Here is a 19,523-nt window from a genome sequence, read left to right on the forward strand (position 1 = left end):
CGCCCGGACGGCACGGTCAGTCTCGTCCCAGGTCGTCCAGGGTGCGGACCAGATCCTGGCCGATGTCCTCGAAACGGCGCCGGGCGTCGGCCATGTCCAGCGGGAGCGGGTCGCCACCGGTGGCGGCGCGGAGCAGTTCCTCGTTCGCGCGCCCGGCGGCCTCCTGGGCGGCGCGGACCGCCTCGGTCACCGCCTCGGCGACGGCCTGGCTGTCCAGGCGCATGATGCGCGGCTCAAGGGTGATCTCCTTGATCCGCCCGGCGCCGTCCACCAGGGCACGGGCCAGGCCATTGGCGCCGGACCCCTCGCCGGTGACGGTCTCCAGCTCGCCGAAGACCCCGCCGAGCCGCCGCAGCGTCTCCTCGCTCTGCCGTACGACGGCGTCCAGGTCCTCCAGGCGCAGGTTCTCGGGGTTTCCCAGGTGCGGGTTCTCGGGGATGAGGTCGCTCACTTGTACGGCTCCGGCATCTCTTTCTTGGGGGACAGCCACTCGAACGTCCCGCCCTTGGGCAACTGCGGCGCCTGGCCGGGGGCGACGGCGGGCTCCTGCCGGTACGGCAGGAGCGAGGGGTCGATCCTCGCCTTCGTGAAGTCGACCTTGGCCGAGCCGGTGGGCTCCAGGTTGAACGACTGGACCCACGCCTTGCCGGAGAAGTACACCGACATGCTCCCTGCCACCGAGGCGACGAGCTTGCCCAGCGCCCCGGTCGAGACGGCGATGACCTGGCTGGCCAGGGTGCCCAGCATCTTCAGGTTGACCATGGCGTTGGCCGCGTACGGGGTCGCCAGCATGGCCGCCGCGATCGTGGCGAGGACCAGCAGGGTGGCCGCGATCTTGGCGATGGCGAGCCAGTACGCGCGGTAGGCGTCCCCCAGCTCGTCGACGATCCCGGCGACGTTCTTGACGTAGGCGCGCAGGCTCTCCAGGGCCTCCTGCATTCGCTGGACGGCGTCGTCGAACGCCTCCCTGTCGTCGGCGATCCAGCCCTCCTTCTCCTTGGTGAGCAGGATGGCGACGTAGCTCTTCACCGCGGTGTCCAGGCGCGAGTGAACGGACTCCCAGTTGTTGTAGGCGTCGGCCATGCCCGGCACGTTCGCCACGGCGGTGCTCGCGATCGCCACGCCCGCCCAGGCCGTGGGCGCCAGCCTGGCACCGCCCTTGAGGGTGGACAGGACCTTGGTGGAGTTCGTGATCACCCCCTTGGCGCTCCTGCCCGCCGTCAGCGGGCTCGGCCTCCCACCCGGTCTCGCGGTCATCTCGGCTCCCCCTGGTTCACTGACAACCGGCTCACTGGTACACGACGGTGCTGTCGTCCTCCGCGGTCCGCCAGTTGACGCGGGCGGTGGTCAGCGCGACCGTCCACGACTCCAGCACCTCCACCGCGTCGTCGAACTTCTCCCCGACGTCCCGCTGGACCTCCCGGTAGCGCATCCCGACCGCGAGCTCGCCGACCGCTCCCCAGCCGGGAAATCCGACCGTCGTGTCGCCCAGCATCGCACGCAGCTCCCTGATCCTCGGGATGACGTCCTCCTCGATCTCCTTGCGAATGCTCTCGATCGCCTTGGAGGTGACGTACTTCTCCTGGGTCATCCGGCCTCCGTGATCACGTGTTCCCGGACATCTCCTACCATCCCGATCCGGTCCTCCCCTCCCCCTCGAAAGCCTGTTCACGGGGTCGCCGACGGCCGGAAACGTTCGGTATCACCGCCGTTCACCATCGGCGTCCCGTGCACCGCCCGGCGATCACGCTTCTATGCTGTCGGCGACCGAGCATCCGGCGAGGCGGAGGTGGGATGCAGACCCGTCGTGATCTCTATCAGGCGCACCGGCTGATGACCCAGCGCCTGGGCATGGCCCTGCTCCAGGGCGAACCCGACGTGCCCGAGTCGCCGATGCGCAGGCACAACGTCGCGACGTTCTGCGGTGTGCTGGTCGCGGTGCTGGTGGCGGTGGCGTTCGGCATCTACGGCCTGCTGAAGCCCGGCGGCGCCACCGCGCTCACCGCGCCGGGGACGGTGATCGTCGAGGAGGAGTCGGGCGCGACCTTCGTCTACAGCGCGACGCGGGGCCAGATGATCCCGGTCGCCAACGTCACCTCGGCCCGGCTGCTGCTCGGCGGCGGGCAGGGCGTGGCGGTCCGCACGGTCTCCACGGCGTCGCTCACGCGCTTCCCGCGCGGGCTCCTGGTCGGCATCCCCGGTGCCCCCGAGTCCCTGCCGCCCCGCGGGCGGCTGGTCCGCGCCCCCTGGTCGGCCTGCGTGGTCGAGGGCGTGGACGCCGCCGGGACGCGCACCCCGCACACCTCGCTGATCGGCGGGTTCGCGGTCGGCGGCACCCCGATCGGGCGGGACACCGCGATGGTCGTGGAGGAGGGCTCGCAGGCCTGGCTGCTCTGGTCGGACCAGCGGATGCGGGTGCCGCAGGAGAGCCTGCGGGCGCTGACCGAGGAACAACCCCGGCAGGTTCCCGCGGCCTGGCTCAACGCGCTGCCCATCGGCCCCGACTTCCGCGCCCCGGCGCTCGCCGCCCGCGGCAGGGTGGTACGCGGCCCCGACGGCAGGCGTTCCGTCGCGGGCCGGATCTACACCGTGCGCGCGATGTCGGGCGGCGCGGCCAAGTGGTACGTCCTGCTCCCCGACGGCCTGGCCGCGCTCACGACCGCCCAGGCCGAGCTCCTGCTCCAGGACCCGGCCAGCAAGAAGGCGTACGGCAGGGCGCCGGTGCGCGCCGTGGAGATCGACGCGGCGACCGCGAACGGGATGCGGCGCTCGGCCACCCGCTTCGATCCGGCGGGGCTTCCCACGGCCATGCCGCGGGTCATCGCCCCCGACCCCGCCTCGCCGGTGTGCGCGGTCTACGCCGACACCGAGCGCGGATCGACCCGGGCGCGGCTGACCGTGGGCAGCACCATGCGCATTCCCGCGCCGCCGACCGGCCGGTTCGACCAGGACGCGGTGGACCAGGTCGTGCTCCCGCCGGGCACCGCGTCACTGGTGGGCGTGCTGCCGGGGAACGGCAGGCTGGACGCGGTCACCTCGGTCTTCCTGATCAGCGACCAGGGGCGGCGGCACGCGATCACCGCGACGGAGTCGCTGGCGAGCCTCGGGTACACCGCCGCCGACGTCGCGCCGCTGCCGGCGCACATCGTGCATCTGATCCCGCAGGGCCCGGCGCTCAGCCGGTCGGCGGCGGGAATGCCGGTGCCCGTGGGGCAACCGTGATCCTCGTTACCAACGGTATATCTGTTCGTTATTGGTGAGAGATGCGACGGCTGTCCACTTTGTAATGATCGAAACTCCTATGCCAGTCGAGCACCATGGAGGTGTCACGTGGTTCAGAAGACCTCCGCGTACCATTCGCGGCTTGGCGAGGCGTCACAGAAGACCGACGACGCCAAGACCACGATCAACCAGATCAAGACCCAGCTCGAAGGCCACCGTGGCGAGCTGCGCTCCGGCTGGGACGGCCAGTCCGCGGTCTCCTTCGACGGCGTGTTCAACGCCTGGAGCACCGAGATGACCAACATCCTGCGCGAGCTTGAGGGCCTGTCCGTCAAGCTCAAGAACATCCAGAAGAACTACGAGACCGCCCAGGAGAACCAGACCGCCGTGTCGAGGCGGCTCGGGGCCGACATCAACAGCTGACGGATTCGGAACGGGGATCACCATGGCTAGCGACTTCGACCGCACTCTTGTCGACTTCGGCCAGATGGACCGCTCTGCCGGCGACTTCGCCCGGCAGTGGCAGATGCTGGAAGGCACCCTCCAGAACCTGGAAGGGGACCTCGACCGGTTGCTCGGTGACTGGGAGGGCGACGCGCGCACGGCCTACTACGGCGCCCGCGCCCAGTGGGACGCGGCGTCCGGCCGGATGGCCGCGCTGCTCCAGCGCCTCGGTGGCGTCATCGAGATCGGCAGGGAGAACTTCGCGATGACCGAGAAGGTCAACGTCACGATGTTCGACGGACGCTGATCCCAGAAACCGGGTGGGCCACGGCGGTGCCGCGGCCCTCTCCGCGACGGGGAGAACCGATCGGGTCGCGGCGCGGTGCCGCGGCCCCTCAGTAACGGGGAGAAGAGGCATGCCACCTCCCGAGGAAGAAGGTCCGGTCTGGCCAGGCCTCAACAAGGACCGCCCGACCGTCGACCTCAAGCGCGACCGGATCAAGAAACTGCTCCAGGCCCTCGAGGAGGACCTCGAACGCCTGGAGAGCTCGAACGAGGGATCGCTGCAGGACATGCGGTCCCTGACCAACCTGACCGAGGCCCAGATCGGCACCTGGGACACCGCCAAGGACGTCGCCAGGGTCACGCAGAAGGCCCACCTGAAAATCGGCACCGTCTATCAGGACACGATCGTCAAGTACCGGGCGGCGCTCCACCTGCTGCGGGTCGCCGCCTACAACTACGAGGACGCCGAGCAGGCCAGCACCACGAACAAGGCGGGGTGAGACGCGATGGGCAACGACCACGCGATTCACCACATCAAGTTCGACGGGGAGAGCGCCCCGGGGATCGGCAGCCGGGACCACTACCGCGACTACAGCGCGACCGAGATCAGGGAGCTGCTGAAGTCCACCAACCCGCGGGCCATCGAGGACGCGGGACACGCCTACAACTCCGCGACGACCATGCTGGACGGCAGTCGCAGCCTGATCAAAGAGGTCGCCGGAGAGCTGGCGAAGGTATGGAGCGGTGACGCCTCGATCGAGGCGCAGAAGGCGCTCCAGCTCGTCCACAAGACGGTCAACGAGCTGGCACGCCGCTGCGGCCAGCTCGGCCCCCCGCTGATCTACTACGGCAAGGAGATCCTTCCCTCCTACATCGACAACGCGGCCAGGAGCGGCTGGTTCGAGTTCGACGACGGGCTGGACATCATGCCCGGCGACAACTACAACCTGGGGACGTTCGGCGGGATCATCTTCACCGACAAGTCGGAGAACGATCTCGCCCGCGAGGACCTGATGGCGCTCAACGAGGAGCTGATCGTCCTCTACGACAAAATCCCCGCGACCGTGGAGAAGGACCTGCCCCGGCTGAGCGAACCGACCACTCCCCCGCTCACCACCCAAAATTATCCCAACGGCGGCGGGGGTTACCCGGGCGGCGGGGGAGGGTTCCCCGGTGGAGGCGGCTACCCCGGCGGGGGTGGTTACCCCGGAGGGGGTGGTTACCCCGGAGGGGGTGGTTACCCCGGAGGGGGTGCCGGTTACCCCGGCACCGGAACCCTGCCCGGCTTCCCTGGCGTCGGCTACCCGGGAGGCCCGGGTACGGGCGATCCGGGTACGGGCGGTCCGGGTACGGGTACGGGCGGTCCGGGTACGGGTACGGGCGGTCCGGGTACGGGTACGGGCGGCGGCTACCCGGACATCTCCAACCCCGCCTATCCGGGCGGTCCCGGTACGGGTGGCCCCGGCACGGGGCCCGGCACCATCCCGCCCGGCTTCACCGACCCGACGGGCCTGAACCCGAACAACCAGAACGTGGGCCTGGACCCGAACGATCCGCGCAACACCAAGCTGGCCGGTTTCGAGCCCACCGTGCCGGGCGGTCCCGGCACGGGGCCCGGCACCGGTCTCGGCCCCGGCACGGGACTCGGTCCCGGGATCGGCACCGGCACCGGCACCGGCACCGGCCTGCCTACCTACTCCGGGGGCGGCGGAGGGGGCGCGGGCCCCACCACGTTCGGCCAGAACGGCCCCGCCGGGCCGACTTCCTGGGTCGGCGCCGGTGGCACCACCGGGACCGGCGGCGGATTCGGCGCCGCCGGTGGCCCGCGGGTCGACGGCCGCGGCGGCATGGGCATGGGCGGCATGCCGTTCATGCCCATGGGCGGCGCGGCGGGCGAGGGGAACCAGGACCGCGAACGCTCCACCTGGCTCACCGAGGACGAGGACGTGTGGGGTGGTGACGGCAGTACCGCACCGCCTGTGATCACCTGACCGGACCGCGCGGGGGGCGGCGCCTTCCCGGCAGCCTCCCGCGCGTGTCCCGCCCCCGCGGCACCGTGATCCGCCCCGCCCATAAAGTGAAGAGTTGACTTCCTCCCCCTCGTAAACGAGGGGGATTCCCACGGTCGCCCATGAGGGTTCCTGCTTCATCGCCGGTCGCCCGCCAGAAAAGGACTCTCCGTGAGGTCTTACACCAGCTCCACAGGCGTTTCACCTCTCCGCCAGCCCGGCGGCGAGGATGCTTCTGATCGGGTGAACAGCGGCTTGGTTGTCGCCACCGTCGAATAGGTTACCGAATCGAGCGGTACCGCGCCGCGTTTCCTCCCCGGCCTGAAGTTCGGGGTATCCACGCTGGAGGTATCTGATGAAACTCACGAAGTTCGGGCACGCGTGTGTCCGGCTGGAGAAGGACGACTCCGTCCTCGTGATCGACCCGGGCTCCTTCAGCGAGGAGTCCGCGCTCGACGGGGCACGGGCGGTGCTCATCACCCACGAACACTTCGACCACGTGGACGCCGACCGGCTGCGCCGGGCCGCCGAGGCCGACCCGTCCCTGCGGATCTGGACCAACGAGGGCGTGGCCGCCATGCTCGCCGACGTCCCCGCCAAGATCCAGGTCGTACGGCACGGCGACACCTTCGACACGGCCGGTTTCGGGGTGAGGGTCGTCGGCGAGTGGCACGCCCCCAACCACCCGGACCTGCCGATCGTGCGCAACGTCGGCTTCCTGGTGGACGAGGAGGTCTTCTACCCCGGTGACGCGTTCACCCCGCCGGGTGTCGAGGTGCCCACGCTCCTGGTGCCGACCAACGCTCCGTGGATGAAGGCGTCGGAGATGGTCGAATATCTCCGCCAGGTCCGCCCCGCCCGTGCCTTCTCCACCCACGACGGCCTGCTCAACGACATCGGGCTCCGCCTGGTCGACATGTGGCTGGAGATGGAGTCCGACAAGCAGAAGGCCGAGATGCGCCGCCTCACGTCAGGCGAGTCGGTCACCCTGCCCTAGGGCTGCCCTGGGACTGCCCTGGGACTGCCCTGGGACGCGCTCGGCGGGCGGGCTCAGGAGGCCGAGGCGATGGTGGCCGAGCCGATCACGGTGTCGCCGAGGTAGAGCACGGCCGCCTGGCCCGCCGCGACCCCGGTGGCCGGGCTGTCCAGCGTGATGTGGACCTCCCCGCCGGAGAGCTGGGCGCGGCAGCCGTACACCTCGCCGTGAGCGCGGAGCTGGACCGTGCAAGCCAGCGGCTCGCGCGGCTCCTCCACCGGGCCGTTCCAGACCGGCCGCTCCGCGACGATGGTCGTGACCTCGAGGGACGAGCGCGGGCCGACGGTGACCGTGTTGGAGACCGGCTCGATGGACAGCACATAACGCGGGCGACCGTCGGGGGCCGGACGGTCGATGCGCAGGCCCTTGCGCTGGCCGACGGTGAAGCCGTAGGCGCCCTCGTGGCCGCCCACCACCTCGCCGGACTCGTCGACGATCGGGCCCCGCTCCGCACCGAGGCGGTCGGCGAGGAAGCCCCGGGTGTCGCCGTCGGCGATGAAGCAGATGTCATGGCTGTCGGGCTTGTCGGCCACCATGAGGCCGCGCCGCGCGGCCTCCTCGCGCACCTGGGCCTTGGTGGAGTCGCCCAGCGGGAAGATCGCGTGACCGAGTTGCTCCCTGGTGAGCACGCCCAGGACGTACGACTGGTCCTTGCCCTGGTCGGGGCTGCGGCTCAGGACGCCGTCCGCGACGCGCGCGTGGTGCCCGGTGGCCACCGCGTCGAAGCCCAGCGCGAGGGCCCGGTCGAGCACCGCCTCGAACTTGATCTTCTCGTTGCAGCGCAGGCACGGGTTGGGCGTGCGCCCGGCGGCGTACTCGCTGACGAAGTCCTCGACCACGTCACGTTGGAAGCGCTCGGCCATGTCCCAGATGTAGAAGGGGATGCCGATCACGTCGGCGGCCCTGCGGGCGTCTCGCGAGTCCTCGACCGTGCAGCACCCGCGGGCGCCGGTCCGGTAGGACTGGGGGTTGGCGGAGAGGGCGAGGTGGACACCGGTGACGTCATGGCCCGCCTCGGCGATGCGGGCGGCCGCCACGGCGGAGTCGACGCCACCGGACATGGCGGCAAGCACACGAAGACTCATAACCCCCTGAGCGTACCCGCGCCGGCGCCCACCTCGTCGGGCCGGGAGGCCCTAAGGCCGTGCGAAGGACACCCGTACGGCACCGATCAGCTCAGGCCCGCGCGGCGGGCGCGCTCGACGACGAGGCCGATGACATCGGCCAGCCGGTCCACGTCCGCCTCGGTCGAGGTGTGACCGAGGGAGAAGCGCAGCGAGCCACGCGCCCGGAACCCGTCGGCGCCCATCGCGAGCAGCACGTGGGAGGGCTGCGCCACCCCCGCCGAGCAGGCCGAGCCCGTCGAGCACTCCACGCCCTTGGCGTCCAGGAGCATGAGCAGGGCGTCGCCCTCGCAGCCGGGGAAGGAGAAGTGGGCGTTGCCGGGAAGGCGGTTCACCGGATCGCCGTTGAGGATCACGTCGGGCACCGCCTGGCGGACCCGGCGGATGAGGTCGTCGCGGAGCCCGGTCAGCCGGGCCGCGTTCTCGGCCTGCCGGGCCACCGCGGCCCGCACCGCCGTGGCGAAGCCGGCGACGGAGGGGGCGTCGAGCGTGCCGGAGCGGACGTCGCGTTCCTGGCCGCCGCCGTGCAGCACCGGCACCGGGTCGACACCCCGGGCGAGCAGCAGGGCACCGACGCCCATCGGGCCGCCGACCTTGTGCCCGGAGAGCGTCAGCGCGTCGACCCCCGAGTCGGCGAAGACCACGGGGAGCTGGCCGACGGCCTGGACCGCGTCGGTGTGGAAGGGGATGTCGTACTCCCCGGCGATCGCGGCGAGCTCGTGGACCGGCTGGACGGTGCCGACCTCGTTGTTGGCCCACATGACGCTGACCAGGGCGACGCCGTCAGGGTCGCGCTCGATGGCGTTGCGGAGGGTCTGCGGGTGCACCCGGCCGAACTCGTCGACGCCGAGCGGCTCGACGGTCGCGCCCTGGTGGGCGCTCAGCCAGTGCGCGGGGTCCAGGGCGGCGTGGTGCTCCACCGCGCTGATCAGGATCCTGTCGGCCCCCCCGGCACGGCGGGCCCAGTACAGGCCCTTGACGGCGAGGTTGTCGGCCTCGGTGCCGCCCGCGGTGAAGACGACCTCGCTGGGCCTGGCGCCGAGCGCGGCGGCGATGGTCTCCCGCGCCTCCTCCACGACCCGGCGGGTGCGACGGCCGGCGGCGTGCAGGGAGGACGCGTTGCCGACCTGGCCGAGTTGGGCTGTCATCGCCTCGATCGCCTCGGGAAGCATCGGCGTGGTCGCCGCGTGATCGAGATAGGCGGACTTCACGGCCGCATTCCCCTCCCCAACTCGCTGTCAACCTTCCAAGCGTATCCGCGCCCGTGGAGGTCCTGATCCGCGGAGTTGACCACTGAACCGTCCAGACGGTACAGTAACTGCCATGAGACGGGAAGAGCTGTTGGACGCGGCAGAGGATCTGCTCTGCGACCAGGGCTCCCAGGCTCTCACCCTGGCGACCGTCGCGGAGCGCGCCGGATGCAGTAAGGGCGGCCTGCTCTACCACTTCGGCACGAAGGAAGCCCTGATCAAGGGCATGGTCGAGCGGCTGATCGAGGAGTTCGACGAGCTCGTCGCGACTCAGGGTCACGACACCTACACCAAGAACTATCTGGCGGCCACGTTCGCCGCCGTGCAGAGCGGCAGGCTGCGGCGCTGGGCCGTGGTGACCGGGGCCTCCGGCAACCTCTACCTTCTGGCCCCGCTTCGGGTGGCGATGGCCCGCTGGCACCGCGAGGGGCTCGACAGCGAGCCCGACCCGGAGGCGGCCCAGATCGTGCGCCTGGCCTGCGAGGGACTGTGGGACGTGGCGAGTCACGACCCCGACCTCTACGACGCCGAGCACATCGAGATCCTGAAACGACGTCTGCTGGCCCTGCTGCCCGCCTGACGGCCCTGCCCGCCTGATCACCCCGGCACCGCGACGCGCCGGTCGGCGGGCACCCGTCTGATCATTCACCTGACCAGGGGAAACACTCACAAAGATTGGTGGTCGCTTTCGCACGCGCGAAAGCGACCGACTTTGGTGTGCCCGCTCCCCGGTTTGTCAAAACATTTATTGAAGGGATTGAGTCATGACCCGCGACCTGAGAACGGCTCGAACCGGGGCGGTTCTCACATTCGTGCTCGCAGGCCTGCTGTGCGGATCGATGACCGTGCGCATTCCGGCGCTCTCCGACAAACTCGGGCTGTCCGCGGCATCGGTGGGCGCCACCCTCCTCGTGTGGGGGCTGGGAGCGCTCATCACCATGCAGTCGATGCGCGGGGTGATGACACGCTTCGGCAGCCGGAGCATCCTGCGGGTCGCGGCTCCCCTGACCGCGATCACCCTGGCGCTGCTCGCGGTGGCGCCGTCGTTCCCCCTCGCCCTGGCCGCGAGCGGCCTGTTCGGCATGGCGTTCGGCGCGGTGGACGTCGCGATGAACGCGCAGGGCTCGGTGGTCGAACGCGCCTACGGACGCCCGCTGATGAACGGCATGCACGCCGGCTGGTGCGTGGGAGCGATCGCCGCGGGCCTGCTGGGCACCGCGGCGATCGCGGCGGGACTCTCGATCACGGTCCATCTGATCCTGGTCGCCCTGCTCGCGCTCCCCGTGGCGGCGCTCGTCAGCCGTTCCTACCTGCCCGAGCCGGTGCGGGCTTCCCGCCGCCCGGCCGGGGGCCGGAGCACGGCACGGCGCCGGATGCCCCCGGTGGTCTACCTTCTCGGCGTGATCGCCTTCTGCGCGTTCATGGTGGAGGGTACGGTCGCCGACTGGAACGGCCTGTACCTGCGGAACGTGCTGGGCGCGCCGGAGGCGCTCGCCGCCCTGGGCTACCCGATCTTCGAGGCGGGCATGCTGGCCGGTCGCCTCACCGGTGACCGCGTCCGGGCCCGCTTCGGCGCCCGCGGCATGATGGTCGCCTCGGGCCTGGCCACCGCCGCGACCTTCGCCGTGGTCCTCACGGCCCCCACGGCGCCGATCGCCCTCTCGGCCATGCTGTTCGTGGGCGTGGCCGTGGCGACGGTCTCGCCGATGGCCATGTCCCTGGCGGGCGGCGCGACCGGCGATCCCGGACCGGCCATCGCCCAGACGGGCGCGATGGGCTACGCGGGACTGCTGCTCGGCCCCGTGATCATCGGTTTCCTCTCCGATCTGGTCACGCTCAGGGTGGGCCTCGGCATCGTGGTGGTGCTCGGCGTCCTGATCGCCGTGGTCGCGTGGTTCCTGCCCCGCTCCCGCGCGGTCACCGTCCCGCTGGAGACCCCCAGGCGCGAACTCTCCATGGCGGCCTGAGCCGCCACCGACGAGTACCCCGCGGGCCCACCGGCGGCCCGCGGGCCGCCGGTGGGCCGCCGGTGGGAGCCGGAACGTGGGAGGGCACCGCACGCGTCGTGCGGCGCCCTCCCCCGTTCCCGCCTACCGGTACGCAGTGCCCCTGCCGGTCACTTGCGCTTGGTGATCTCCTGGGTCAGCTGCGGGACGATCTGGTGCAGGTCGCCCACGACGCCGTAGTCGGCGAGCTCGAAGATCGGCGCCTCGGGGTCCTTGTTGATCGCGACGATCGTCTTGGCGGTCTGCATACCGGCCCGGTGCTGGATGGCCCCGGAGATGCCGGCCGCGATGTACAGCTGCGGCGAGACGGTCTTGCCGGTCTGGCCGACCTGGAACTGGTGCGGGTACCAGCCGGCGTCGGTGGCGGCGCGGGAGGCGCCGACGGCCGCGCCGAGCGAGTCGGCCAGGTCCTCGATGATCGAGAACTTCTCGGCCGAGCCGACGCCCCGGCCACCGGAGACCACGATCGCGGCCTCGGTGAGCTCCGGGCGCGCGCCCTTCTCCTCCTTGACCCGCTCCACGATCCTGGCGCCCTTGGCGGCGTCGGAGACGGTGAAGGCGACGCGCTCCTCGGTGCCCGCGCCCGCGGCGGCCTCGACCGGAGTGGCGTTGGGGCGTACCGCGACGATCGGGGTGCCCTTGGTCACGCGCGACCGGACGTTGATGCCGCCGCCGAAGATGGACTGGTCTGCGACCAGGCCGTCCTCGACGCCCACGACGTCGGTGAGCACACCGGAGTCGATCTTGATGGCGAGACGGCCGGCGATCTCCTTGGCCTCGGCCGTCGCGGCGACGAGCACCGCGATCGGCGCCTTCTCGCCCACCAGGTGGGCGAGCAGCTCCGCCTTGGGTGCCACGACGTAGTCGCTGACCTCGGCCGAGTCGGCCAGGTAGATCTTCTCCGCGCCGTACTCGGCCAGCCTGGCCTGGGCCTCGGGAGAGTAGCCCGCGCCCGTCCAGACCGCGGACGGGGTGCCCAGCTTCCTGGCGAGCGTCAGCAGCTCAAGGGTGACCTTCTTGACCTGGCCCTCGACGTGCTCGACCAGAACGAGAATCTCGGACATTCCAGCTAACCCCCGCTCTCAGACGAACTTCTTCGACGCGAGGAAGTCGGCGGCCTTCACGCCGCCGTCGCCCTCGTCCTTGACGACCGTGCCCGCCGCGCGCGGCGGGGCGACCGCGAAGTCTGCGACCTCGCTCCAGGAGTTGGCCAGGCCCACCTGGGAGGCGTCGATCTCGGCGTCGGCGACGCCGAGCTTCTCGACCGGCTTCTTCTTGGCGGCCATGATGCCCTTGAAGGACGGGTAGCGCGGCTCGTTGATCTTCTCCACGACGGAGACGACGGCGGGCAGCGAGGCCTCGACCCTGTCGAAGCCGTAGTCGGTGACGCGCTGGATGGAGATGGCGCCCCCGTCGACCTGAACCTGGTTGGCGAAGGTGAGCTGCGGCACGCCGAGGCGCTCGGCCAGCATGGCGGCGAGGACCCCGGTGCGGGCGTCCGTCGACTCCGAGCCGAGCACGACCAGATCGAAACCGATCTTCTTGAGGGTCTGTGCCAGGGCGTGGGAGGTGCCCAGGGCGTCCGAGCCGTGCAGCGCGTCGTCCACCAGGTGGACGGCCTTGTCGGCACCCATGGCCAGGGCCTTGCGAATGGTGTCGCTCGCCTTGGCGGGACCCATGGTGAGGACGGTCACCTCACCGCCGTGCGCCTCCTTCAGGCGCAGCGCCTCCTCGACCGCGTACTCGCACAGCTCGTTGATGACGCCGTCGGCGGCATCGCGGTCGAGCGTATTGTCATCGGACTTCAGCTTGCGCTCGGTCGCCGTGTCGGGGACCTGCTTCACGCAGACGACGATGTTCATGGCCGGTGGCCGACCTCCCGTGTTCGCCTGCGCCACCGCGTCGCTGCGGTTGACGCCGGATGCGGTACGTGCACGCGGGGTACGTGCACGCGCTGCCAAGACTGCCAGGTGCCCTCGGGCGGTGTGGCAGCGGGTGGCCCGGTCGGTACGTGCCCGTCCCGGCCCCCGTCATTATGTTACCCATCAGTAGCTTAGGTGCAAACCGCCAGGTTGCGCGGCCCGCACCGAGCGGCCGTAACCTTCCCCGAGGACCGCCACCCCTACCATACCGAACTATATTCCGGTATTCGCGTGCGGGTTCCGCGCCACGCCCGCGCTCCCGGCCCGCTCAGCTGGCCACCAGGATCGCGACCAGGACGAAGACGACGGTGCCCAGCACCAGCGCCAGGGTGAGCGTGCTGAAGAACGTGCTGAGGGCCGCTCCCAGCGCGACGGCCCCGGCCCCGGCCGCCAGGTCGAGGATCATCCGCCCGCGGTCCCGGCGGGCGAACAGGGCGATGCCCGCGTCGACGAGCATCACCGAGCCGTACCCGGTCAGGAGCAGCAGCGCCACCTCGGGCAGCGGTTCCCTCGCGGTCGCGGCCATCAGGGAGACAAGCAGGCCCGTGCCGACGACCCAGCGGCGGTGCAGGACGACCCTGCGGCGCGCGCGGGCCTCCTCCGGCGAGGGCCTGCCCGTCGCCGGGCGCGGCTGCCCCGGTCGCCACTCCCGGGTGCCGAGATCCTGCATCCCGGTGTCCGCCGTTTCCCTGGCGTCCCTGGCGTCCCTGGCGTCCCTGGTGTCCCGGGGCTGCCTGGCCTTCGGCACCGGGATGTCCAGGGGCCGGGGGTCCGGGAACGACGCGGGATCAGGAGCCACCACGGGCTCAGGAGACACCGCGGGATCCGGGAACGCCGGGGAGTCCGGGGAACCCGCTCTCGCGAACGGCGGGGGGTCGCGGAACGCGGCCGGCCGGTGTCGTGCGCCCTCGTTCCCGGCCTGGGCGGCCTTCCGGGCGCCGGCGGTGTCGCGGCGGTACCCGGCCGGGCCGACGACGGGGGTGACGGGAGCACCCCCCAGCCACGCCAGCAGCGCGTCCGCGCGCGGCCGGGCGGCGGGATCGCGCAGCAGGCACTCGCCGAGCGTCGGCTCCAGCCATCCGGGAACACCCTCGAGGTCGGGAGGGTGATGGACGACGCGGTAGCCGATCGCCGACGCCGGGCCGGTGCCGTAGGGGTGCCGCCCGGTGGACGCGTACGCCAGCGTCGCCCCGAAGGCGAAGACGTCGGCCTCGGGACCGGCCTCGGCGCCCTCCAGCACCTCGGGCGCCAGATAGCCGGGCGTGCCGAGCACGGCCCCCGAGGCGGTGACCGAGGGCGAGTCGAGCGCGGAGGCGATGCCGAAGTCGATGACGACCGGCTCTCCGTCGGTCAGGATCACGTTGGCGGGCTTGAGGTCGCGGTGCACCACCCCTGCGGCGTGCACGGTGGCCACGGCCTCGGCCAGGCCGCGCGCCAGCCGCACGAGAGCGGCGTCGACGACCGGCCCGTCGGCCGCGACGACCGCGCCGAGCGGGCGGCCCTGCACGTAACGGGTGACCAGATAGGGGCGGGCCCCCTCCAGGGAGGCGTCCAGGATCTCGGCGACCCGCGGGCCCTGGACCAGCCGCATGGTCTCGACCTCGCGGGCCAGCCTGGTCAGGGCCGTCTCGTCGGCCGCGACGTGGGGATGCAGGATCTTGACCGCCACCGTGCGCCCCTCGGGGTCCAGCGCCAGGTGGACCTCGCCGAAACCTCCGGCGCCCAGTCTCGACAGCAGGTGGTAGGGGCCAAGACGTTCACCGTCCGGCGCAACCATGCGACTCCTTCCGGCGGGTCCCCTCCATCGTGCCGCAGAGAGGGCGATCGCGCACCGGTCGGCGACCGGTAAAGCCCCGCCGGCGGCGCCGTTACCTCCAGAACGTGAGGAATCCGAGGCCGAGGCTCTTCATCAGGTCGTCGAAGAGACCGCCGACGAGGTCGAGCGCGCCCATCGCGCCCTCGTTCGCCGACTGCCGCCACTGCGCCGTGAGGTCGTCGACGACCTCGGTCGGAGGCTGCCACGGGGAGAAGGACGGGACCACGCTGAACGCCGCCATCACCGCGAAGAACGCCAGCGTGCCCAGCACGATCGTGGTCACCATGCCCGCGCCGGGGCTGCGGATGACCCCGCTCAGCGCGCGGGCGACGGCCTTGCGGGGCTTGCCGCCGCCGGGCAGCACGAACAGCCCGGCCACGAAGGCACCCGCGGCGTAGGCGGCCGCGAAGTTCTTGTTCATGTCCCCGGCGTAGACGAGGAACCCCCACACGCACATGCCGAACATCGCCGACAGCGCCCCGGTGACCAGCGTCCCGAACGCGGACCTGATCAGCGCCCACGGCGTGCCGAGCACCGCGAGCAGGGGGTCGCTGGCGCTGCTGCCCCGGATGGAGCGTCGCTGGACGAGGTCACCGAAGAGGTATTCGCCCACCCGCAGGCAGAGCGCGGCGGCCAGCGCGAACACGCTCACCACCACGGGCAGCATGCAGGCCAGCGCCACCAGGATGGTCAGCAGCAGCACCGAGGCCAGCGGGTGGGCGGCGCGGTAGCGCTCCTGCGGAGGGGTGCGGGGCGCGGGCGCGGGCCGGTCCTGGGTCGGGGCCTCACGCCGCGCCTGGACCGGCGGCGGGTAGGGGCGCGCCTGGCCGGTGGGCGGCGGCGCCGGATATCCGGCCACCCGCTGGTCGGCGAAGGGTGGCGGGGCCGCGGCCCTGACCTGCGCCGAGGGCGGCGCGGGAACGTAGGGCGGCGGCTTGGAGGCCGGGACGTACGGGGGCGGGGCCGTCGCGGCGGACCCCTGGCCCTGCTCCTGCCTGGGCCTGCGCTCACGCCGCTCCGGCTTGGCGTACTCGACCGGCGGGAGCAGGTCGGAGTAGGTGCCGTCCTGCGGCAGCGCGCGGGTGCCGTTCCGCGGCGGCGCGGGCGGCGGGGCCTGCGAGGACCGGGACGGCGGCGGGGACGACGAGGACGACGAGGCCGGGGCCTGGCCGTCCAGGACCCTGGTGCCGTCGGTGTTGAGGACCTTCGTCCCGCTGTCCAGGACGGAGGTGGGCGGCGTCTCCTGGAAGGCCGTCACCCTCGGGTCGAGGGCGCGGGCCATCCGATGCAGCTCCGTCGCGGACGGCCGGGCGACGGGGTCGACGGCCAGGGCACGCCGCAGCCAGCCCCGCAGCCACGCGGGGGCCAGGTCGATGTTGGCCCGGCCCTCCATGATGTTGAAGCAGACGACCTCGAAGCTGCCCGTGCCGAACGGCGGCTTGCCGGTCGCGCCGAAGAAGACCGTCGAGGCCAGCGCGTGCACGTCGGCCGCCTGGGTGATCTCGGAGTCGCGGATGATCTCCGGGGCGAGGTAGCCGGGGGTGCCGACGAACATGCCGGTCTGGGTCAGCCGGGTCGCGTTGACCAGGTGGGCGATGCCGAAGTCGATGACCAGCGGGTCACCGTTGACGATCATCACGTTGGACGGCTTGAAGTCGCGGTGGATGACGTCGGCGGCGTGGATGGCCACCAGCGCCGCGCACATGCCCTGCGCCAGCCGGATGATCTGGTCGTCGGAGAGCGGGCCGTCCTCCAGGACGGTCTCCTCCAGCGTGCGCCCAGGGGCGAAGCGGGTCACGATGTAGGGCTGCTTGGCCGTCAGCTCGGCGTCGAGCACCTCGGCGACGTGCTGGCTGCGCACCCGCCGCATGGTCTCCACCTCGCGGGTGAGCCGGTCGCGCGCCTTGAGGTCGGCGGCCACGTGCGGGTGCAGGACCTTGACGGCCACCTCACGCCCGTCCTCGTCGAGCCCGAGGTGGACGACGCCCATGCCGCCCTCGCCGATCTTCCTGAGCAGGCGGTACGGACCCAGCCTCTCGGGCGCCCGCGTGTCCCCGGTCATCACGCCGCCTTCTTTCGTAGGTCCTTCAGTTCGTGCACCACCGTTCCGACGTCGACCGGCGTCCACACCGCCCGTCGTGCTGTGTCTCCCACGGTGCCGATCGCCAGGAGGACCATCAGCGCCGCCGCCACCGCCAGCCCCGCGGCGACGATCATGGCCGCGCCGCGCGACGGCAGCAGTGATGCCAGCGTACGTCGCATCTGGCGGCTGGGGCCCTCCACGCCGGGTCCGGCGCAGAGGGTCCAGAGCGCGACGGCCACCCCCCAGCTCAGCGCGTTGGTCTCCGGCATGCTCCCGACCAGCACCGCGAGCAGGAGCGTCACCGGCAGGCCGAGGATGAGCGCGTACGGCACGAGGGCGATGGTGATGCCGATCGACTTCAGCAGCGCGGCCGGCTGGCCGAGCACCCGGAGGACGTCGGCCGCCGCCTTGCCCGCGGCCCTTCTGGCGCTGAACGCGGGCTGGGCGATGTCGGCGGCGCGCAGCAGGATCGCCACCGGGATCACCAGCGCGGCGACGATCACCGGGGCGACGACCGCCGCGACCGTCATGACGACCAGCATCAGCACGCTCGCCACCCCGTACGCCTTGGAACGCTGCAACGCGTTTCCGGGACGCTGGCCGGGGTGGAGCGCCGCGGGCACGGGCTGCTGCGGCTGCTGGGCGTGCTGCTGCGGCTGGGGATGCGGGTAGGGGTAGGGGGGCGGCGTAGGGGTGCGGACCTGCGGGGTCCGCTGCTGGTCGAACGGGGCCTGCCGCTGCGGGTAGGGCGGCGGGGGCTGGCCGCCGGGCTGCGGCGACCGGCCCTGCTGACCCGGCGGGGACTGCCGGCCCGGCGGGGCCTGTTGACCGGACAGGCCCGGCCGGCCCTGCTGGTCGGTGTACTGGCGGATGTATTCCTGCAGGTCCTGAGGGCGGACCCGCTGGGTGGGAATGTCCCCGTCGGAGACCGGCGCCGTGGCGCCGTCGTCGCCGGCCCGCGCCCCCTGCCGGTCGTGGGCGGGGGTGGACGGACCGGGCACCGGGCCGGGAACGGCGCCCGGGGTGCGGGTGGGGACGTCCTCGGGGGCGAGCATGCCGGTGGGCAGGTCGTGCGCGGCCTGCTGGGCCGCCGCGGCCTGACGCAGCTCCTCGGGCGTCACCCGGCGGGTGGGCCACGGGTCGGGCTGCTCCTCGCCGAGCAGCGAGACGTATTCCTGGGGCGGGGCCACGGGGGCGGGAGGCCAGGAGGTGGGCTGCTGGACCGCGGGGCGTGACGCCACCGGGGTCGGCACGTCGCCCGGCCCGTCGACCGCGGCGCCCTGGCGCCCGGGGACGCGCGGATTCGGGGCGGCGGGGACACTCGGGATCGGGGCGCCGGGACCACCGAGGCCACCGAACGCACCCGGGGCCCCGGGGCCGCGGGAGCCGGGGGCGCCGGGGGCGGGGTCGTCGAACTCCGCGACCGTGGTGACCTCGTCGGGCACCCGCGGCCTGCCGGTGCCGGGGCGGGGTAGCAGGCGCGCCACCTGGGCCGCCAGCTCGGCGGCGGCGGGCCGCCTGGCCGGGTCGCGCTGGAGCGCGGCCCGCAGGACCGGCTGGAGCGCCTGGGGGACGGCGTCGACGTTCGCCTTGCCCGCGGTGATGTTGTAGAAGATCATCTCCAGCGTGCCCTTGCCGAAGGGCGGCAGGCCGGTGGCGGCGAAGACCAGGGTCCCCGCCCAGGCGTGCACGTCGACCTCGGGCCCGGCCTCGTGTCCCTCGATGATCTCGGGGGCGAGGTAGCCGGGGGTGCCGATGAACATGCCGGTCTGGGTGAGCCGGGTGGCGTCGACGGCCTGCGCGATGCCGAAGTCGATGAGGACCGGCTCGCCGTCCAGGATGAGGACGTTGCCGGGCTTGAGGTCGCGGTGGATCACCCCGACCGAGTGGACGGCGGCCAGCGCCGAGGCCACCCCGTGCGCGACCCGCAGCAGCGCGGGCAGCTCCATCGGGCCGTCCTGCTTGACGACCTCGTCCAGCGGCCTGCCCGCGACGTAGCGCGTCACGATGTAGGGGCGGTGGCCGGTCACGTCGGCGTCGAGGACCTCCGCGATGTACTCGCTGCGCACCCGCCGCATCGTCTCGACCTCGCGCGAAAGACGGCGACGCGCGACGTCGTCGCCCGCCACCTCGGCGCGGAGGACCTTCACCGCCACCTGCCGGCCCTGCGGGTCGACGGCTAGATGGACCACGCCCATACCGCCCTCGCCGAGCCGCCGCAGCAGCCGGTAAGGACCCAACCGGTCGTCCTGATTCATGGCATGAAGCACCATATCGGCTTAGACCTCGCCCACGAGATGAACCATCGGGCCACATTTTCCGACTG

At 72.1% G+C, this 19,523-nt stretch carries 18 protein-coding genes; 8 read left to right on the top strand and 10 right to left on the bottom strand.

Translation table 11 applies throughout. From position 1 onward, the window contains the following. Positions 1-16: 16 nt before the first annotated feature. The 3 genes from ACTOQ2_RS21545 to ACTOQ2_RS21555 are packed head-to-tail and all read right to left on the bottom strand — an operon-like array spanning position 17 to position 1,591. Positions 17-451 carry a YbaB/EbfC family nucleoid-associated protein gene (locus ACTOQ2_RS21545; protein WP_440101660.1) on the bottom strand — a complete coding sequence of 145 codons (435 nt, stop codon included), beginning with the start codon at positions 449-451 and terminating at the stop codon, positions 17-19. Continuing rightward, on the bottom strand, positions 448-1,257 hold the full coding sequence (locus tag ACTOQ2_RS21550; RefSeq protein WP_440101662.1) for a hypothetical protein: 810 nt from the start codon (positions 1,255-1,257) through the stop codon (positions 448-450). The genes ACTOQ2_RS21545 and ACTOQ2_RS21550 overlap by 4 nt, the downstream gene beginning before the upstream one ends. Before the next feature lie 31 nt (positions 1,258-1,288). After that, entirely contained in the window at positions 1,289-1,591 is a 303-nt protein-coding gene (locus ACTOQ2_RS21555) for a hypothetical protein (protein ID WP_440069160.1), read from the bottom strand. A gap of 203 nt (positions 1,592-1,794) precedes the next feature. Between ACTOQ2_RS21555 and eccB the strand changes: the two genes are divergently transcribed. From eccB to ACTOQ2_RS21585, 6 genes are all read left to right on the top strand, one after another. Continuing rightward, positions 1,795-3,222 carry a type VII secretion protein EccB gene (gene eccB, locus ACTOQ2_RS21560; protein WP_440101663.1) on the top strand — a complete coding sequence of 476 codons (1,428 nt, stop codon included), beginning with the start codon at positions 1,795-1,797 and terminating at the stop codon, positions 3,220-3,222. Between the two features lie 108 nt (positions 3,223-3,330). Then, entirely contained in the window at positions 3,331-3,645 is a 315-nt protein-coding gene (locus ACTOQ2_RS21565) for a WXG100 family type VII secretion target (protein WP_362693859.1), read from the top strand. Positions 3,646-3,667: 22 nt separating this feature from the next. After that, complete coding sequence (locus tag ACTOQ2_RS21570) at positions 3,668-3,973, top strand: WXG100 family type VII secretion target (protein WP_344917995.1); 306 nt, start codon at positions 3,668-3,670, stop codon at positions 3,971-3,973. Positions 3,974-4,082: 109 nt separating this feature from the next. After that, the gene (locus ACTOQ2_RS21575) at positions 4,083-4,451 is read left to right on the top strand and encodes a hypothetical protein (RefSeq protein ID WP_440101665.1); all 369 of its coding nucleotides are present in this window, start codon (positions 4,083-4,085) and stop codon (positions 4,449-4,451) included. Between the two features lie 6 nt (positions 4,452-4,457). Continuing rightward, positions 4,458-5,942, top strand: a complete 1,485-nt coding sequence (locus ACTOQ2_RS21580; RefSeq protein WP_440101666.1) for a hypothetical protein — start codon at positions 4,458-4,460, stop codon at positions 5,940-5,942. 373 nt (positions 5,943-6,315) lie between these two features. Continuing rightward, a complete protein-coding gene (locus tag ACTOQ2_RS21585; protein WP_440069165.1) occupies positions 6,316-6,957 on the top strand; it encodes an MBL fold metallo-hydrolase in 642 nt (213 codons plus the stop codon). 53 nt (positions 6,958-7,010) lie between these two features. On the opposite strand, the gene mnmA is transcribed toward ACTOQ2_RS21585, so the two are convergent. Together mnmA and ACTOQ2_RS21595 are read right to left on the bottom strand one after the other, a co-directional pair. Continuing rightward, complete coding sequence (gene mnmA / locus ACTOQ2_RS21590; RefSeq protein ID WP_440101668.1) at positions 7,011-8,081, bottom strand: tRNA 2-thiouridine(34) synthase MnmA; 1,071 nt, start codon at positions 8,079-8,081, stop codon at positions 7,011-7,013. Positions 8,082-8,167: 86 nt separating this feature from the next. Beyond that, entirely contained in the window at positions 8,168-9,331 is a 1,164-nt protein-coding gene (locus ACTOQ2_RS21595; protein WP_440101670.1) for a cysteine desulfurase family protein, read from the bottom strand. 112 nt (positions 9,332-9,443) lie between these two features. On the opposite strand from ACTOQ2_RS21595, the gene ACTOQ2_RS21600 reads away from it, so the two are divergent. Both ACTOQ2_RS21600 and ACTOQ2_RS21605 read left to right on the top strand, forming a co-directional pair. Continuing rightward, entirely contained in the window at positions 9,444-9,950 is a 507-nt protein-coding gene (locus ACTOQ2_RS21600; RefSeq protein ID WP_440069171.1) for a TetR/AcrR family transcriptional regulator, read from the top strand. 184 nt (positions 9,951-10,134) lie between these two features. Then, on the top strand, positions 10,135-11,337 hold the full coding sequence (locus ACTOQ2_RS21605; RefSeq protein WP_440101672.1) for an MFS transporter: 1,203 nt from the start codon (positions 10,135-10,137) through the stop codon (positions 11,335-11,337). A 149-nt stretch (positions 11,338-11,486) separates the two neighbouring features. Here the strand turns inward: ACTOQ2_RS21605 and ACTOQ2_RS21610 are convergent, their stop codons facing one another. The 5 genes from ACTOQ2_RS21610 to ACTOQ2_RS21630 all read right to left on the bottom strand — a co-directional run bounded on the left by ACTOQ2_RS21610 (position 11,487) and on the right by ACTOQ2_RS21630 (position 19,455). After that, the gene (locus tag ACTOQ2_RS21610; protein WP_440101674.1) at positions 11,487-12,440 is read right to left on the bottom strand and encodes an electron transfer flavoprotein subunit alpha/FixB family protein; all 954 of its coding nucleotides are present in this window, start codon (positions 12,438-12,440) and stop codon (positions 11,487-11,489) included. Positions 12,441-12,458: 18 nt separating this feature from the next. Next, positions 12,459-13,238, bottom strand: a complete 780-nt coding sequence (locus ACTOQ2_RS21615; RefSeq protein ID WP_440069176.1) for an electron transfer flavoprotein subunit beta/FixA family protein — start codon at positions 13,236-13,238, stop codon at positions 12,459-12,461. A 328-nt stretch (positions 13,239-13,566) separates the two neighbouring features. Then, a complete protein-coding gene (locus tag ACTOQ2_RS21620; RefSeq protein ID WP_440101676.1) occupies positions 13,567-15,075 on the bottom strand; it encodes a protein kinase domain-containing protein in 1,509 nt (502 codons plus the stop codon). 91 nt (positions 15,076-15,166) lie between these two features. Further along, complete coding sequence (locus tag ACTOQ2_RS21625) at positions 15,167-17,176, bottom strand: protein kinase domain-containing protein (RefSeq protein ID WP_440101677.1); 2,010 nt, start codon at positions 17,174-17,176, stop codon at positions 15,167-15,169. Further along, the gene (locus ACTOQ2_RS21630) at positions 17,176-19,455 is read right to left on the bottom strand and encodes a protein kinase domain-containing protein (protein WP_440101679.1); all 2,280 of its coding nucleotides are present in this window, start codon (positions 19,453-19,455) and stop codon (positions 17,176-17,178) included. The genes ACTOQ2_RS21625 and ACTOQ2_RS21630 overlap by 1 nt, the downstream gene beginning before the upstream one ends. Between the last annotated feature and the right edge of the window lie 68 nt (positions 19,456-19,523).

This window comes from Streptosporangium sp. H16 (genome assembly GCF_051918855.1).
Taxonomy (GTDB): domain Bacteria; phylum Actinomycetota; class Actinomycetes; order Streptosporangiales; family Streptosporangiaceae; genus Streptosporangium.

Bases quoted from the DNA above. Each gene is read 5' to 3' on its own strand.
- ACTOQ2_RS21550 (WP_440101662.1), bottom strand. From the start codon at position 1,257: ATGACCGCGAGACCGGGTGGGAGGCCGAGCCCGCTGACGGCGGGCAGG.
- ACTOQ2_RS21555 (WP_440069160.1), bottom strand. From the start codon at position 1,591: ATGACCCAGGAGAAGTACGTCACCTCCAAGGCGATCGAGAGCATTCGC.
- eccB (WP_440101663.1), top strand. From the start codon at position 1,795: ATGCAGACCCGTCGTGATCTCTATCAGGCGCACCGGCTGATGACCCAG.
- ACTOQ2_RS21570 (WP_344917995.1), top strand. From the start codon at position 3,668: ATGGCTAGCGACTTCGACCGCACTCTTGTCGACTTCGGCCAGATGGAC.
- ACTOQ2_RS21575 (WP_440101665.1), top strand. From the start codon at position 4,083: ATGCCACCTCCCGAGGAAGAAGGTCCGGTCTGGCCAGGCCTCAACAAG.
- ACTOQ2_RS21580 (WP_440101666.1), top strand. From the start codon at position 4,458: ATGGGCAACGACCACGCGATTCACCACATCAAGTTCGACGGGGAGAGC.
- ACTOQ2_RS21585 (WP_440069165.1), top strand. From the start codon at position 6,316: ATGAAACTCACGAAGTTCGGGCACGCGTGTGTCCGGCTGGAGAAGGAC.
- mnmA (WP_440101668.1), bottom strand. From the start codon at position 8,081: ATGAGTCTTCGTGTGCTTGCCGCCATGTCCGGTGGCGTCGACTCCGCC.
- ACTOQ2_RS21600 (WP_440069171.1), top strand. From the start codon at position 9,444: ATGAGACGGGAAGAGCTGTTGGACGCGGCAGAGGATCTGCTCTGCGAC.
- ACTOQ2_RS21605 (WP_440101672.1), top strand. From the start codon at position 10,135: ATGACCCGCGACCTGAGAACGGCTCGAACCGGGGCGGTTCTCACATTC.
- ACTOQ2_RS21610 (WP_440101674.1), bottom strand. From the start codon at position 12,440: ATGTCCGAGATTCTCGTTCTGGTCGAGCACGTCGAGGGCCAGGTCAAG.
- ACTOQ2_RS21615 (WP_440069176.1), bottom strand. From the start codon at position 13,238: ATGAACATCGTCGTCTGCGTGAAGCAGGTCCCCGACACGGCGACCGAG.
- ACTOQ2_RS21620 (WP_440101676.1), bottom strand. From the start codon at position 15,075: ATGGTTGCGCCGGACGGTGAACGTCTTGGCCCCTACCACCTGCTGTCG.
- ACTOQ2_RS21625 (WP_440101677.1), bottom strand. From the start codon at position 17,176: ATGACCGGGGACACGCGGGCGCCCGAGAGGCTGGGTCCGTACCGCCTG.
- ACTOQ2_RS21630 (WP_440101679.1), bottom strand. From the start codon at position 19,455: ATGAATCAGGACGACCGGTTGGGTCCTTACCGGCTGCTGCGGCGGCTC.